Raw genomic sequence first — 15972 nt, forward strand, 5'->3', positions numbered from 1 at the left:
TGCAGTGGCGTCTGTTTGTAGGTTAAGGGGCGCGAAGACTAAGCGGAATGTGCCCTTTTTAGGTAACTTGAATTTATAACGTTTCGTTATCTTTTTGCGGTGATTGATGTTTTTTTAGCCGCAATGATTAATTTGGCTGACCGGCAGATTTCCCCTACGCAAACGTTTTCTTTTTCTGTTAGAATTCGCAGCGATTTGGATGCCGGGCAAGTTTTTCCCCGAATCATTCCCGCTTTGGCGAGAAAGATGAAGGGTCTTATCCTGGATGAGATTGATAAAGTGATGGTTTGGATTGATTACGTCATTATTGCGGTTATCGGGTTTTCTGCTTTAGTCAGCCTGATTCGAGGTTTTGTTCGCGAGGCCTTATCATTGGTAACCTGGGGGTGCGCCTTCTTCGTTGCCAGCCACTATTATCCTTACCTCGCCGTCTATTTCACGCGTTTCGAAGACGAAGTCGTTCGAAACGGGATCGCAATTGGTATCTTGTTCATCGCGACGTTGATCGTAGGTGCCATTGTAAACTATGTGATCAGCTCTTTGGTCGATCGTACCGGACTATCGGGAACCGACCGGGTTTTAGGCGTCTGTTTTGGCGCACTGCGTGGCGTATTGATCGTCGCAGCAGGGCTCTTCTTTCTGGACACTTTCACCAGCTTTTCACACGGTGATGACTGGAAGCAGTCTCAGTTGATCCCGTATTTTAGTTCTATCATCAGGTGGTTTTTTGACTACCTGCAGAGCACGTCGAGTTTCTTGCCAAAGCATATTTAACTTTGGCAGCGCTGATGAGGAAAAGACAACATGTGCGGTATTGTCGGTATCGCCGGTTTTATGCCGGTAAACCAGTCGATTTATGACGCGTTAACGGTGTTGCAGCACCGTGGGCAGGATGCCGCTGGCATCGTCACCATTGATGGCAACAATAACTTCCGTCTGCGGAAGGCAAATGGCCTGGTGAAGGATGTGTTTGAAGCACGGCATATGCAACGTTTACAGGGCAACATGGGCCTTGGTCACGTTCGTTACCCTACGGCTGGCAGTTCCAGCGCTTCTGAGGCTCAACCATTTTACGTCAACTCTCCGTTCGGCATTTCACTGGCCCATAACGGTAACCTGACGAATGCACACGAATTGAGAAGTACGCTGTTTGAAGGCGCGCGTCGCCACGTCAACACCACTTCCGATTCTGAAGTTTTGCTAAACATTCTGGCCAGCGAGTTGGACAAGTTCCAGCACTATCCGCTGGAGGCTGACAACATTTTCGCTGCCGTCACGGCAATGAATCTGAAGATCCGCGGTGCGTATGCTTGCGTCGCGATGATCATCGGCCACGGAATGCTGGCTTTCCGTGACCCGCACGGAATTCGCCCGCTGGTTATCGGCAGGCGTGAGCTTGAAGACGGCCGCTCCGAGTACATGGTAGCGTCCGAGAGCGTGGCGCTGGATACCCTGGGCTTCGAGTTCCTGCGTGACGTCGCGCCAGGCGAAGCGGTGTATATCACCGAAAAAGGCCAACTCTTCACTCGCATGTGTGCCGAGAATCCTCAGTACAACCCATGCCTGTTCGAGTACGTCTATTTCGCCCGCCCTGACTCGTTCATCGACAAGATTTCCGTTTACAGCGCGCGTCGCCGTATGGGTCAGAAGCTGGGTGCCAAAATTGCCCGCGAGTGGGAAGATCTTGAAATCGATGCGGTTATCCCGATCCCTGAGACGTCTAACGACATCGCTCTGGAAATCGCCCGTATCCTGAACAAGCCGTACCGTCAGGGGTTTGTTAAAAACCGCTACGTGGGCCGTACCTTTATCATGCCGGGTCAGCAGGAGCGCGTTAAGTCGGTGCGCCGCAAACTAAACGCCAACCGCGCCGAGTTCCGTGATAAAAACGTTCTCCTGATCGATGACTCCATCGTTCGCGGTACCACCTCTCAACAGATTGTCGAGATGGCCCGTGACGCGGGAGCTAAAAATGTTTACCTGGCTTCGGCTGCGCCGGAAGTGCGTTTCCCGAACGTCTACGGTATCGACATGCCAAGCGCCAACGAGCTGATTGCCCACGGTCGTGAAGTGAGCGAAATCAACCAGATGATCGGTGCGGATGCGCTTATATTCCAGGACTTGAGTGACCTCATCGACGCGGTGAAGGAAGAGAACCCGGATATCGAGCAGTTCGAATGCTCGGTGTTTGACGGTATCTACGTCACCAAAGACGTTGACCAAAGCTATCTCGAATACCTCGACGCCCTGCGTAACGACGATGCTCAGGCATTGCGTGGTCAGCAGGAAGCCGAAAATCTCGAAATGCATAATGAAGGTTAATTAAGCCTTTTTACCGTCTGTCTTACCCTGTTACGCAGGTCAAGGCAGACGGTTCTCTCCGGTATTATCCCCGCTTGACACCGTTACTTGCCAATCGCTTTTCATTCCGGCAAAGTCTTCTGATTAATCCTACGTTCTGAAGTTTAAGTTCGTCATTTCTGAGGCTGTATCCATGAAACGACTCATTGTCGGCATCTCCGGCGCCAGTGGCGCTATTTATGGCGTTCGTCTTTTACAGGTGTTGCGCGAAGTGCCTGAGGTCGAAACGCATCTGGTGATGAGCAATGCGGCGCGTCAAACGCTGGCGCTTGAAACCGATCTCAGCCTGCGCGACGTTCAGGCGCTTGCCGACGTTGTCCATGACTCCCGAGATATCGCGGCAACCATCTCTTCCGGCTCGTTCAAAACCGCGGGTATGGCAATACTGCCGTGCTCAATCAAAACGCTGTCCGGTATTGTCAATAGCTATACCGACGGATTGCTGACCCGTGCGGCAGACGTCGTGCTGAAAGAGAGCCGTCGTCTGGTGCTGTGCGTGCGCGAAACGCCACTGCATCTCGGCCATTTGCGTCTGATGACCTCCGCAGCCGAACTCGGCGCGATTATCATGCCGCCGGTACCTGCCTTTTATCATCGTCCCTCAAGCGTTGAAGACATCATCGATCAGACCGTAAACCGGGTTATCGACCAGTTTGATATCGAACTTCCGGAAGACCTGTTTGTTCGCTGGCAGGGCAGCCACTAGCTTTTTGCAAGCCCTTATGCCCTAAATTTGCACAGAATGATAACGATGCACCAAAATTGAACTCTTTATGTTTTATTTTGGTGCGTTTCTGTTTCAATCTGACGGTAGCGCTCGCTTAACCGGTGATTTTGCAGACTAATCTGAATGTAATTTTGCCTTCGTTGTTCACTAAAACGACAGTTCCGCAAAGTCGGCACGATTACTGCATAACTATTGCATAATTACTGCATAGTAGTGAAAGTGGTGAAAATGTTACCGACGCAGACCGGTGACAAAAAAATAAAACGGTTGTCCCGGCAACCAAACACAACAAACAACAACGCACGATTAATGGCTGAGGGTTATGTATGAAAAAGTTGTTCAAGGTTCTTCCTCTGGTATTCGTATTGGCCAGCGCAAGCAGCGCTTTTGCTGCCGTGCCAAAAGTAATTAAAATCGGTACGGATCCAACCTATGCACCATTTGAATCGAAAGATTCCAGCGGTAAGCTGGTCGGTTTTGATATCGACCTGGCTAATGAAATGTGTAAACGTGCGCAAATCAAATGTACCTACGTTGAAAGCGACTTTGACGCGCTGATCCCTTCCCTGAAGGCGAGAAAAATCGACGCCATCATCTCTTCTTTGTCTATCACTGAGAAACGCCAGCAGGAAATTGACTTCACCGAGAAGCTGTATGCCGCCAACGCGCGTCTGATAGCACCGACCGGCTCTAAAATCTTGCCCACTCTGGATTCCCTGAAAGGCAAAAACATCGGTGTTCTGCAGGGTTCTACTCAGGAAGCCTATGCCAACGCCAACTGGCAGCCTAAGGGCGTTAACGTAGTGGCCTACCAGAATCAGGACCTGATTTATTCAGACCTCGCGTCCGGCCGTCTTGACGCAGCGTTCCAGGATGAAGTCGCAGGCAGCGAAGGCTTCCTGAAACAGCCTGCGGGTAAAGGCTACGCGTTTGCAGGCGAGTCGGTTAAAGATGACAAATTCTTCGGTGTGGGCACCGGCATGGGCCTGCGTAAGAACGAAGACGATCTGAAAAATGCATTGAACAAAGCCTTCGATTCCATGCGCAAAGACGGCACCTACGACAAGCTGGCGAAAAAATACTTCAACTTCGATGTGTACGGCGGTTAAGGGGTAGCTGACGACATCAGGGACAGGAGTCGTTTCCGTAGTGGCGGCCTGCCTGCAAGGGGAGGCCGCTTTAAAAGAGAAGCCCAGTTAAACCTGCGAAACGCAGTCTGATTATCGTCAAAGACAGGATATGTTCATGCTATACGGGTATTCCCACGTAATAATCCAGGGCACACTGGTCACGCTGGAACTGGCACTCTCCTCGGTGGTGCTGGCCTTGATCATTGGTTTGATCGGAGCGGGCGGAAAGCTGTCAAAAAACCGGGTTATATCTGGATTGTTTGGCGCCTACACCACGTTGATTCGCGGCGTTCCCGATCTGGTATTAATGCTGTTAATTTTCTACGGCCTGCAAATTGCGTTAAACAGTCTGACCGAAGCCATCGGCATCGATCAGATTGATATCGATCCCCTCAGCGCAGGTATTATCACCCTTGGATTCATTTACGGTGCCTATTTCACCGAGACCTTTCGCGGCGCTTTTATGGCGGTTCCGCGCGGACAAATCGAGGCGGCGGTGGCTTACGGCTTCAGCGGCTCACAGATTTTCCGACGTATTCTCTTTCCAGCCATGATGCGTTTCGCTCTGCCTGGCATCGCCAACAACTGGCAGGTTATTCTCAAGGCCACGGCGCTGGTGTCTCTGCTCGGCCTCGAGGACGTCATCAAGGCAACGCAGTTGGCAGGTAAGGGGACTTATCAACCTTTCTACTTCTCTATCGTTGCCGGCATCATTTATCTGGTATTTACCACCTTATCCAATGGAGTATTGCTGTGGCTCAACCGCCGGTATTCGCTGGGTGTGAAGAGGGCTGAGCTATGATCGACATTTTGCATCAATACGGCATGTCGCTGCTCTACAGCGACGGCTACCGTTTTACCGGTCTCGCCGTAACGCTGTGGCTGCTAATAAGCTCGGTGGTGATGGGGGGACTTCTCGCTGTGCTGCTCTCCGTTGGGCGCGTTTCGCCAAACCGTTGGATAAGCATGCCAATCTGGCTGTTTACCTACGTTTTCCGCGGTACCCCGCTCTACGTGCAACTGCTGGTGTTTTACTCCGGGATGTACAGCCTCGAAATTGTCCGTGGCACTGACTTTCTGAACGCCTTCTTCCGCAGTGGCCTCAACTGCACCATTCTGGCCCTGACGCTGAACACCTGTGCCTACACCACCGAGATTTTCGCCGGTGCGATACGTGCAGTACCGCATGGTGAAATCGAGGCGGCCAATGCTTACGGTTTCTCGCGCTTTAAAATGTATACCTGCATCATCCTGCCTTCTGCGTTGCGTACCGCTTTACCGGCCTATAGCAACGAGGTGATTCTGATGCTGCACTCTACGGCGCTGGCGTTTACAGCCACCGTGCCAGACGTGCTTAAAATTGCCAGGGACATCAACTCTGCGACCTATCAGCCGTTCTATGCGTTCGGTATCGCGGCGGTGATTTACCTCTGTGTCTCGTTTGTTTTGATTAGTTTGTTCCGCAAGGCGGAAAAACGCTGGCTGGCGCACGTTAAGCCTCAGTCTTCACACTAAGAAAAAAATGTATTAACCGTGAAAACGTTTAAACCAGTGCGGGAAAAATCATGTCAGAAAATAAATTAGCCGTAATCGATCTGCATAAGCGCTATGGCGAGCACGAGGTACTCAAAGGCGTCTCAATGTCTGCCAATGCCGGTGACGTTATCAGCATCATTGGATCATCAGGTTCTGGGAAAAGTACCTTCCTGCGCTGCATTAACTTCCTCGAAAAGCCGAGCGAAGGGTCGATTAGCGTCAATAATCAAGATATCCGCATGGTGCGCGACACCGATGGTCAGCTCAAAGTGTTCGACAAGAAGCAGCTCCAGCTGTTGCGCACCAAGCTGACGATGGTGTTTCAGCACTTCAACCTGTGGAGTCACATGACGGTGCTTGAAAACGTCATGGAGGCACCGATTCAGGTGCTGGGCATCAGCAAGGCCGAAGCGAAAGACCGGGCTATCCGTTACCTCGAGAAAGTCGGGATTGACGAGCGTGCACGCGGCAAGTATCCGGTGAACCTGTCTGGCGGTCAGCAGCAGCGCGTATCAATTGCGCGTGCCCTGGCGATGGAGCCTGAGGTGCTACTGTTTGACGAACCGACGTCGGCACTGGATCCGGAGCTGGTGGGGGAGGTTTTACGCATCATGCAGAAACTGGCCGAAGAGGGGAAAACCATGGTGGTGGTTACGCATGAGATGGAGTTTGCCCGTAACGTCTCCAGCCACGTAATTTTCCTGCATCAGGGCGTTATCGAGGAGCAAGGGAACCCTGCAGACGTATTCGGTAGCCCGAAAAGTGCCCGTTTGCAGCAGTTTTTATCGGGTGCCTTAAAATAACCCGCTGTACTTGACGTTGCAGCAGCGTTGGCTCACCCCGGTTACTGAGTTTTTTAGGTTTCCGGGGAAAGGGCCAACTTGCCGCAGCGCCAAATACTTAGGGTTATGTTCGTCCTATCTTACTTACTCCATTTTGGTCAAATCATACAGCTGATGCATGTCTCCCTTGATGTTTTTGTATATTGAACGATAGGTGTTGAACAGTGCGTTGTATTTTTCGTGGGCTTTTGCGTCGGGTTCCGCACGAGCTTCCAGCGTAAACCACTGCTTTATCTGTTCTGCATTTTGAATGATCCCTACGGCCTTCGCGGCCAGGAAGCAATCCCCAAGCGGTGCCTCAACCTCCTCCTTGATAGTCAGAACCGGATAGCCGGTCACGTCAGCGATGATCTGCATCCACATGTCCGAGAAGGCCGCACCGCCGACGACGATAAGCTCGTTGTCTAACCGCTCGGCGCAGGCTTTGCCGGACTCGATATTATCTTTGAGCGCAAAGGTGATGCCTTCTAACACAGCGCGATACATGTGATGTCTCGTGTGGTAAAGGCTTAATCCAACCAGAGTCCCGGTTGCCTTGGCATCCCAAATTGGGCTGCGCTCTCCCATCAGATAAGGGAGAAACACCAGACCATCAGCCCCTGGTGATAGGCATTTGGCTTTTTCTTCCAACACATGGTGCACCGTGCAGCCTTGCTCTTTAGCCTGTTGCTTCTCGGCGCTGCAAAACTGCTCGATAAACCAGGTCACTGACGCGCCTGCGGTAATCGCACCGCCAAACGTGTAGATATCCTGCAAAGGATTATTGACGTGCGGCATGCTAATAAGGCCGTGCCGTGCGTCTACGGAGTGATTGATAAAGCCCCAGCACATCGAGGTGCCTATCATCGCCACGTGGTTACCCGGCGCGACAACGCCTGCGGCCAGGGTTGCGACGGCGGCATCGACGCCGCCGGCCACAATCGGCGTACCCGCGGCCAGTCCGAGTTTCTCTGCCATCTCGGGCAGCAGACCGCCCACAATTTCGTCGGAGGCGACCAGCCGAGAGGGCATCATCGATTTGGGGATCCCGAGCATGCGGCAGGCCTTGGTTGACCAGTCGCGTTTTTCAATGTTGTAGACACCGCCGATATTGCCCGCCGAACAGTGATCGACCGCGACCTCGCCGGTCAGCTTGTAATTGATGTAGCTGTTTGGCGGCAGGAAGAAACGGGTATTTTCCCAGACCTCAGGTTCGTGCTCTTTGATCCACAGGATCTTGGTGTAACCGTAGTAGCTGTCGAGCGAGTTGCCGGTAATACGGAACAGCTCCTTAGTGTCGACGTAATTCTTGACCCACTCGACGCGGTCAGACGCGCGTCGGTCCATCCAGATAAGACAGGGATAAAGCGGTATGAGGTTTTCATCGACCGCGATCCCCGATCCGCCGTACAGACTGCTAATGCAGACGGAGGCAATCTGGCTTTTGTCTACGCCGGACTGCCTGACAATGTCTGCCAGCACCGCCATTGTTGCCTCGAGCCAAACCTCAGGCCATTGCTGCGCCCACAGCGGCTTTGGCGTTTCGACGCTGTAGCCGCGGGATGCGCTGGTGAGAATACGTCCCTCGGCGTTCATCAGAATACCTTTGGTGCTCTGGGTACCGACATCGACTCCAATAACATATTTCATGGCCGTGCGTCCTTCAGGGAACTAACAAAACTTTAACCGATTCGGCGCTGTGAGCGTTTTCAAATGCCGCCTCCCATTCATCCAGAGAATAGGTGTGAGTAACAACGCCCTCGGCGCTGAACAGCTTACGTTCAAAAAAGTTGATAACGGTTTCGTAGCAGTGCGGGCCGAGGTGTGCGCCGCGAATGTCCAGCTCTTTGCGGTCGCCGATGATCGACCAGTCGACGGTGGTCTCTTTGCTGAACACGCTGAATTCAACGAAGCGGCCCATCTTGCGGATCATTTGCAGACCCTGTGGGACACTCGCCGGATTACCCGTGGCTTCAATGTACACGTCACAGCCATAGCCGTCGGTCAGGGCTTTCACTTTCGCCACCACGTCTTCTTCGAGCGGGTTCATCACCAGGTCGGCACCGAACCCTTTTGCCAGCCGCAGGCGCTCGGGGATAGTGTCGAGGACAATTAACAGCTTAGGTGTTTTGAGGCGAATTGCCTGTACCATGCCCAGCCCCAGCGGACCTGCACCCGACAGCACCACGACGTCGTTGAACTGGATGTCTCCGCGATTGACGGCGTGAATGGAACAGGCGAAAGGCTCGATCAGCGCGCATTCGTTGCGAGTGAGTGAGTCTGGGATTTTGTGAACGCGGCTGGTGGGTTTGAACAACATGTATTCGCACATGCCGCCGTTAGCGTCCTCGTTCTGAAAACCGTAGATATCGTGCTTCTCGCACATCCAGTATTGGCCGTTTTTACAGAAACGGCATTGTTCGCAGGGTACGATTTGTTCCGCGATAACCCGGTCACCCATCTTGACGCTGAAATGCTCCAGCGCACCTTCCCCATAGCCGACGACTTCACCAAAAAATTCATGCCCGGGGACGACCGGTGGTTTAACCCATGAAGGGGCGGTCGCGCTGCCCCAGAACATCGGTGCGCCGCCGTGGCAGTGAACGTCAGAGGCGCAGACGCCGCAGGCACTGATCTTGATTAATAGCTCACGGGCCTTGGGTGTCGGTAGAGGCGCATCTGAAACCAGGCGATAATCACGCGGACCGTAATTAACGAGTTGTTTAATTCGTTGAGGTAATATATTCATTTTTGACCTTATTGTATTTTTATTGGTGCTTATACCGTAGTTTTTAAAATTATTTTCTTCAACATTTTGGTTGTTATTTTAGATCGTCGTCACCTTTATTCTTTTCGTTAAGCTAATATTCATTTGGCGATCTTATTGGCTCTCTTTAATAAGGTGTTTTACTTGTCTAATGTATTTGTCGTTGAGTTGATGGCTTATTGTGTGACTGGCTTCTTGATAATGAGAATATTCTGTTGACCTTGATAGGCCTACTGTTGATTAGATGGAGGGTGCGAGACTTTTCCAGAAACGATTTATAAAATTTATTTGTGGAAACTTCTCCATGCCATTGACTTATTGTCGCCTGTTTACAACCATCAATTTATTACAACAAGGGCTTAGGATGAAAGCGAATACAGACCACTGGATGGGGCTGCCCAAAAACTTGCTTTGGGGCTATATCGCCATCTTTTTATTCATGACCGGCGACGGTTTTGAGCTGGCTTTCCTGTCAAAATATATCGTTGAAATTGGTTTTTCACCGGCGCAGGCGACCTTCGCCTTCACGGTTTATGGCCTTTGCGCGGCGCTTGCTGCCTGGGCTTCTGGCGTTATCGCCGAGGTGATTACGCCACAGAAGGCGATGAAAATAGGCTTTTTAATGTGGGTCGTTTTCCACGTGCTGTTCATGATTTTTGGTCTTACACAAAAGAACTACTATTTTATTTTACTGTTTTATGGAATACGTGGGCTTGCCTATCCATTATTTCTTTATTCATTCATAGTAGTTATTGTTCACAACGTGCGTGAGGAATTAGTTGGATCGGCATGTGGGTGGTTCTGGGCTGCATATTCATTAGGCATCGGTGTAATAGGCAGTTATTTGCCGAGTCTGATTATCGTTCATATTGGCGAGCTTAATGTTTTATGGTTCTCGCTGGTCTGGGTGTGCGCGGGAGGAATGCTTGCGATGGTGTCTCTTAAAAATATTAAAACCTCAACCCATTTGCTCGATTTATCTACCCGTGAAAAGTTTAGCGAAATGAGCCGCGCCGTTACGCTGCTGGTGAGTAATAAAAATATTGCACTGGCCAGCGTCGTCAGGATTATTAATACGCTTTCGCTTTACGGGTTTGCGATTATTATGCCGCTGCTGTTTGTGGGCGATCTGGGCTTCACGATGCCAGACTGGCTGCAAATATGGGCAATCTTCTTCTTCTCGACTATCGTGTTTAACGTTTTTTGGGGGATCATGTCGCAAAAATGGGGAATGCTGCGATTAATACGCTGGTATGGCTGTATTGGCTGCGCGGTATTTAGCCTGTCGTTTTACTATCTGCCTGTCTACTTTGGCGATAACTTCTGGATAGCGGCGCTGGGGGCCACTTTGCTAGGCGCATCGACGGCGGCTTTTGTGCCGATGACCGCACTGTTTCCTGCACTCGAACCCGAGCACAAGGGGGCGGCGATATCGGTATGTAATCTGTCGGCCGGGCTGAGCAACTTCTTTGCACCGGCAATCGCGACGTTATTGCTGCCGTTCGTCGGAGTGAAAGGCGTTGTCTTTGCCTATAGCGCGCTCTACATTTTGGCCTTCTTGCTGACGCTCTACATTCAATTTACGCAGAAAGAGTTCGGGCCGATGACCCGCAGTACCGCGAGGTCCGTGTCCTGATGGACTAAAATTATTTCGCCCCATAAACCGTCTGTGGGGCGAAATTTTTTATCACGAATTAGCTTTTTGCCGCCAACAGGCACAGCGCCTTGGTCAGCTCGTAGGACTTCACGAAGGAATTTACCGGCAGGAACTCAAATTTAGAATGGAAATTGTGTGCGCCAGTAAAGTAGTTCGGCGTTAGCAGGCCTTTAGCCGAGAGCGCCGCACCGTCGGTGCCTCCACGCATCGGGATAACTTTAGGCTCGACCTTAATTTCTTTCAATGCCTCAAAAATCAAGTCAATAGCGCGACGATCTTCCCCGATAGCGCTGCTGATATTGCTGTAGGTATCGCTTATCTCGACCGACACCTTCGCGGTTGGGTATTGCTCGGCAATAATCTTCACCACGTCTTGAATTTTCACTTTACGCGCGGCAAAGCTGGCGCTGTCGAAATCGCGAATTGAGGCTTTCAACGTCGCCGCTTGCTGGTTGGCGCTGATGTCATTGAACCAAACATAGCCTTCACGATCCTTCGTTTTTTCTGGCGTTTCTTCGCGGTCGAAGTGGCTGATGAAATCGTGGGCCATCAGCAGAGGGTTGACCAGCACGCCAATGGCCGACATCGGATGCGCCGTCACGCCGGTAAAGGTAATTTCCGCCGACGCGGCGTTGAAGTTTTCATACACCACTTCGCCGAGTTCGCAGCAGTCGATGGTGTAAGCGAAATCGACGTCAAAACGGCGCAGGTCCAGTGCCTTGGCGCCGCGCAGGCCAATCTCTTCATCCGGCACAAACGCCACGACGATATCTCCGTATTGCTCCTGTTCGGTCAGGTTTTCCAACAGCGTCATCACCACGGTGACTGCCGACTTGTTGTCTGCGCCGAGCACGCTGGTACCGTCGCTGAAGATGATCTCCTCACCTTTGTACGGAAGAATTTCAGGATGCTCATCGGTACGCAGCCAGATATTTTTTTCGGCATTCAGGCACACATCGTCGCCGTTAAATACCTGCGTCTGCGGGTGAATATCCGGGCTCAGTCCGACGTCAACGGTGTCAATGTGGGTGATAAAACCAATGCGCGGACCGCCTTTTTTGGTGCCCGGTTTCACGGCGGTGACGGTCGCGTGCTGGTCAATCTCGATATTTTCCAGCCCCAGTGTTTTTAGCTCTTCGGCGAGAAGGTTTGCTAACTCTTGCTGCCCCGGCGTGCTCGGCAGAGCGGTGGCTTTGGGGTCGCTTTGGCTAGTAACGGACAGGTAACGGAAGAAGCGTTCAGTGAGCTGCTTGGCAATTTGAGTCGACATCCTAACCTCTGGTTGTTTATCTATAAGATTTTCATATATAACAGAGTATTACTAAGTTTATTGTGAATGGTAGTCTGTTTTTGAATTGCGTACTAACGAATTAATTAGCCAAATATCTTTCTGACAGGGAAACGCATGAAACAAAAAATAGCACAACTGACCACCGGACTTTTAGCCCTGGCGATGGTCGCAGGGGCATCGGCACAGACGCTGGTTTATTGCTCCGAAGGCTCGCCGGACATTTTCAATCCTCAACTTTATACTTCTGGAACCAACGTTGACGCCAGCGCGGTGCCTATCTACAACCGTTTGGTGGATTTCAAGACCGGGACGACCGAACTGATCCCAAGCCTGGCAGAAAGCTGGGATATCAGCCCGGACGGTAAGACTTACACCTTCCATTTGCGTAAAGGGGTGAAGTTCCAGAGCAATAAACTGTTTACCCCAACGCGGGATTTCAACGCTGATGACGTGATTTTCTCGTTCATGCGCCAGAAAGATCCTAATAACCCTTATCACAACGTTTCTAACGGCACCTATCTGAACTTCGACAGTCTGGATATGGGCCATCTGATTTCAAGCATTGACCGCGTTGATGATTACACCGTGCGTTTCAATCTGTCGCGTCCCGAAGCGCCATTTATCGCAGATCTCGGCTGGTATTTTGCTTCGATTCTTTCCTCGGAATACGCGGACAACATGCTGAAGGCCGGCACGCCGCAAAAAGTCGATACCGACCCGGTCGGCACCGGTCCGTTTGAACTGGTGCAGTATCAGAAAGACACGCGCATTCTCTACAAGGCCTTCCCACAGTATTGGCAGGGTAAATCCAAGATTGATCGCCTGATTTTCAGCATCACGCCGGATGCTTCAGTGCGTATGGCCAAGCTTGAGAAGAACGAGTGCCAGGTAATGCCTTTCCCGAATCCGGCAGACCTCAAGCGTCTCGGTGACAATAAAGATATTACGTTGCTCAGCAAATCGGGTCTGAACACCGGATTCCTGGCATTTAACACGCAGAAAAAACCGCTGGATAACGTCAAGGTGCGTCAGGCGTTGACCATGGCGGTGGACAAGGCGGCGATTATCGATGCCGTATTCCAGGGGACCGGCACAGTCGCGAAGAGTTTGCTGCCGCCGGACGTATGGAGCAGTGAAGACAAGACGATGCAGGACTATCCGTACTCGCCGGAAAAAGCCAAGGCGCTGCTGGCGGAGGCCGGGTATCCGAATGGATTTGATATCGATCTGTGGGCGATGCCGGTACAGCGTCCTTACAACCCTAACGCGCGCCGCATGGCCGAGATGATTCAGTCAGACTGGGCGAAGATTGGCGTCAGGGCGCACATTGTCAGCTATGAATGGGCCGAGTATCAGACGCGCATCCGTAATGGCGAGCACCAGGCCGCGCTAATGGGCTGGACGACGGCGAACGGTGACCCGGATAACTTCTTCGCTCCATTGTTTACCTGTAAGGCGGCCAACGGCGGTTCTAACTCGGCGAAATGGTGCGATCCGGCGTTTGACAAAATTATCGAGCAAGCGCGTTTAACCACCGACCACGACAAGCGTGTGGCGCTTTACCAACAGGCGCAGCAGATCATGCACGACGAAGCGCCGGCAATTATGATTGCCCACTCGAAAATCTTTGAACCGGTGCGCAAAGAAGTGACCGGCTACGAAATTGATCCGTTTGGGAAGCACATCTTCTACCAAACATCAGTGAAATAGGGGCTTAGCAGCCCGCAGGCACTTTTTCAAGGCGGCTGCCATAAGAGCCGCTTTTAAACTTCGCTTACTGAGCGACGGCCCAGTAAGCGAAGCGCATGTCTTTGCCCGAAAAGACCGCTCCCTTCAAAAGAACCCGGAAAGTTTTATTTTTCTAACACATCCTCTAAGGCCGGTTTCAACTCGGTATAACGAAATTCAAATCCGGCATCCTCAAGCCGTTGGGGGATGGCCCGCTGGCCGCCCAACACCAGAATCGCAGATTCTCCCATCAGCAGTCGCACCACGCTCGCCGGAACGCGCATAAACGACGGGCGATGCAGAATTTCACCCAGCAGCGCGCTAAATTGATCGTTGCGCACCGGGTAAGGTGACACCAGATTGAATGCGCCGTTTAAGGTTTCATGATTAAGCAGGAAGAGGATGGCGTTAACCATGTCGTCGATATGTATCCACGGCATATACTGCTGGCCGTCGCCGAAGGGCCCCCCCAGACCGGCGCGGAAAGGCAACACCATCTTAGACAGCGCGCCGCCCTTTTGGGAGAGCACCACGCCGGTACGCAGCAGGCAGACGCGAGTTCTCTCGCTTTCCGCCGCCAGCGCCAGCGCCTCCCATCGGGCGCAAAGCTGCCAGGTGAACTGTTTGTTCGGCGGCTCGTCCTCAGCGACCACCGCCTGACCCTGATCGCCATAATAGCCAACTGCAGAACCCGAGATAAATACCGACGGTGGATTTGTGCTGGCATTAATCAGCGCAGCAAGCTTTTCGGTCAACTGCCAGCGGCTGTCGCAGAGTTTCTGTTTCTGATCTTTGGTCCAGCGCTTGTCGGCAATAGGTTCACCGGCCAAATTGATGACCGCGTCAAAACCGTCCAGCGATGTCTTGTCCGCCAGCGTATTCCAGAGCTGCACCTGAGGGCCGAGAAGTTTGGCCGCCCGCTCAGGTGCGCGCGTCAATGCAGTGACTTGATGAGACTGACTCAGGAGAGTCTCGGTCAAACGACGCCCAATCAGCCCGCTGGCACCGGTTATCAAAATCTTCATAGTCTGCCTCCAATTAACTTGCTGATATTACTATCTGTACTCTGCTAGTCAGCATAGTTTATGTCAGCCAGGTAACACGCGATACAGAGCACATCCTGTAGTTAATTATCTACAGAACGCGTTATTTATCAGGAAAGGGGGCGGGATAGGCAGAACAAAACGCCCCCGGAACCGGGGGCACAAAGCCTTAGCTGGCGTCGGCCAGAGAGTAGGCTTTAATGGTAGCCGGGCGGTTTTTAATGCGTTCTACCCAGTTGCGAACTGCCGGATAGTCAGCCAGATCAATGCGTTGGCGCTCATGAATCAACGCCCAAGGATAGGTGGCAATATCGGCAATGCTGTAATGTTCGCCCGAGAGATACGCGTGTTTCTCCAGCTGGGTATTCAGCACGCCGTAGAGGCGCTTTGTCTCTTGCTGATAACGCTCGATGGCGTAAGGCACCGGCTGGGGAGCGAAATGCGTAAAATGGCTGTTTTGTCCCAGCATCGGGCCAAAGCCTGCGACCTGCCAGTACAACCATTGTAGAGTGTTGGTGCGCTCGCGCAGCTCCTTACTCAGCAGCTTGCCGGTCTTCTCGGCCAGATATTGCAAAATGGCACCCGACTCAAACAGGCTCAGAGGCACGCCGCCGTCTACCGGTTGGCTGTCTACAATAGCGGGGATTTTGTTGTTGGGGGATATTGCGAGAAAGGCAGGGAGAAACTGGTCACCGGATTTGATATCAACGCGATGAAGTCGATAGGGAAGTCCCGACTCCTCCAGAAATAGGGTTATTTTATGGCCGTTTGGTGTTGGTGCATAATAAAGGTCGATCATAATTGCCTCCTGCGTATTTTTTTAATGGTCCATCAGTGCTTTATGGGTCAATACCGATGGGGCTGGATGCGAACGCTTAACTCAATTGAGTGTGACAGTGTTGAAGAATACC

The 15972-nt window shown here is 51.9% G+C and carries 14 protein-coding genes; 9 read left to right on the top strand and 5 right to left on the bottom strand.

Going from position 1 to position 15972, the window contains the following annotated elements; translation table 11 throughout:
- Nucleotides 1-282: 282 nt before the first annotated feature.
- The 7 genes from cvpA (at nucleotide 283) to hisP (ending at nucleotide 6557) form a co-directional block, all read left to right on the top strand.
- Complete coding sequence (cvpA, locus tag BS640_RS15935) at nucleotides 283-774, top strand: colicin V production protein (RefSeq protein WP_026110311.1); 492 nt, start codon at nucleotides 283-285, stop codon at nucleotides 772-774.
- Between the two features lie 30 nt (nucleotides 775-804).
- A complete protein-coding gene (purF, locus tag BS640_RS15940; protein ID WP_017490277.1) occupies nucleotides 805-2322 on the top strand; it encodes an amidophosphoribosyltransferase in 1518 nt (505 codons plus the stop codon).
- Between the two features lie 172 nt (nucleotides 2323-2494).
- Nucleotides 2495-3067: a UbiX family flavin prenyltransferase gene (locus BS640_RS15945; protein ID WP_017490276.1), complete on the top strand. Its 573-nt coding sequence runs from the start codon at nucleotides 2495-2497 to the stop codon at nucleotides 3065-3067.
- Between the two features lie 347 nt (nucleotides 3068-3414).
- On the top strand, nucleotides 3415-4197 hold the full coding sequence (gene argT, locus BS640_RS15950) for a lysine/arginine/ornithine ABC transporter substrate-binding protein ArgT (RefSeq protein ID WP_084912914.1): 783 nt from the start codon (nucleotides 3415-3417) through the stop codon (nucleotides 4195-4197).
- Nucleotides 4198-4333: 136 nt separating this feature from the next.
- The gene (locus tag BS640_RS15955) at nucleotides 4334-5020 is read left to right on the top strand and encodes a histidine ABC transporter permease HisQ (protein ID WP_017490274.1); all 687 of its coding nucleotides are present in this window, start codon (nucleotides 4334-4336) and stop codon (nucleotides 5018-5020) included.
- Nucleotides 5017-5733, top strand: coding sequence for an ABC transporter permease (locus BS640_RS15960; protein WP_017490273.1), 717 nt, complete (start codon nucleotides 5017-5019; stop codon nucleotides 5731-5733). The genes BS640_RS15955 and BS640_RS15960 overlap by 4 nt, the downstream gene beginning before the upstream one ends.
- A gap of 50 nt (nucleotides 5734-5783) precedes the next feature.
- On the top strand, nucleotides 5784-6557 hold the full coding sequence (gene hisP / locus BS640_RS15965; protein ID WP_017490272.1) for a histidine ABC transporter ATP-binding protein HisP: 774 nt from the start codon (nucleotides 5784-5786) through the stop codon (nucleotides 6555-6557).
- A 123-nt stretch (nucleotides 6558-6680) separates the two neighbouring features.
- Here the strand turns inward: hisP and BS640_RS15970 are convergent, their stop codons facing one another.
- Nucleotides 6681-8225, bottom strand: coding sequence for an FGGY-family carbohydrate kinase (locus BS640_RS15970; protein WP_017490271.1), 1545 nt, complete (start codon nucleotides 8223-8225; stop codon nucleotides 6681-6683).
- Between the two features lie 13 nt (nucleotides 8226-8238).
- Nucleotides 8239-9324 carry an erythritol/L-threitol dehydrogenase gene (locus BS640_RS15975; RefSeq protein ID WP_017490270.1) on the bottom strand — a complete coding sequence of 362 codons (1086 nt, stop codon included), beginning with the start codon at nucleotides 9322-9324 and terminating at the stop codon, nucleotides 8239-8241.
- Between the two features lie 382 nt (nucleotides 9325-9706).
- Between BS640_RS15975 and BS640_RS15980 the strand changes: the two genes are divergently transcribed.
- Nucleotides 9707-10978, top strand: a complete 1272-nt coding sequence (locus tag BS640_RS15980) for an MFS transporter (protein WP_017490269.1) — start codon at nucleotides 9707-9709, stop codon at nucleotides 10976-10978.
- Between the two features lie 58 nt (nucleotides 10979-11036).
- Here BS640_RS15980 and pepT read toward each other — a convergent pair whose 3' ends face one another.
- The gene (pepT, locus tag BS640_RS15985) at nucleotides 11037-12269 is read right to left on the bottom strand and encodes a peptidase T (RefSeq protein WP_084912915.1); all 1233 of its coding nucleotides are present in this window, start codon (nucleotides 12267-12269) and stop codon (nucleotides 11037-11039) included.
- Between the two features lie 183 nt (nucleotides 12270-12452).
- Here pepT and BS640_RS15990 point away from each other — a divergent pair, with 183 nt between their 5' ends.
- On the top strand, nucleotides 12453-14000 hold the full coding sequence (locus BS640_RS15990; protein ID WP_273637403.1) for an ABC transporter substrate-binding protein: 1548 nt from the start codon (nucleotides 12453-12455) through the stop codon (nucleotides 13998-14000).
- A gap of 143 nt (nucleotides 14001-14143) precedes the next feature.
- Here BS640_RS15990 and BS640_RS15995 read toward each other — a convergent pair whose 3' ends face one another.
- Together BS640_RS15995 and yfcG are read right to left on the bottom strand one after the other, a co-directional pair.
- Nucleotides 14144-15043: a TIGR01777 family oxidoreductase gene (locus tag BS640_RS15995; RefSeq protein WP_084912917.1), complete on the bottom strand. Its 900-nt coding sequence runs from the start codon at nucleotides 15041-15043 to the stop codon at nucleotides 14144-14146.
- A gap of 187 nt (nucleotides 15044-15230) precedes the next feature.
- Nucleotides 15231-15860, bottom strand: coding sequence for a GSH-dependent disulfide bond oxidoreductase (gene yfcG / locus BS640_RS16000; RefSeq protein ID WP_084912918.1), 630 nt, complete (start codon nucleotides 15858-15860; stop codon nucleotides 15231-15233).
- Between the last annotated feature and the right edge of the window lie 112 nt (nucleotides 15861-15972).

The sequence above is a fragment of the Rouxiella badensis genome, assembly GCF_002093665.1.
GTDB classification, from domain to species: Bacteria; Pseudomonadota; Gammaproteobacteria; order Enterobacterales; family Enterobacteriaceae; genus Rouxiella; species Rouxiella badensis.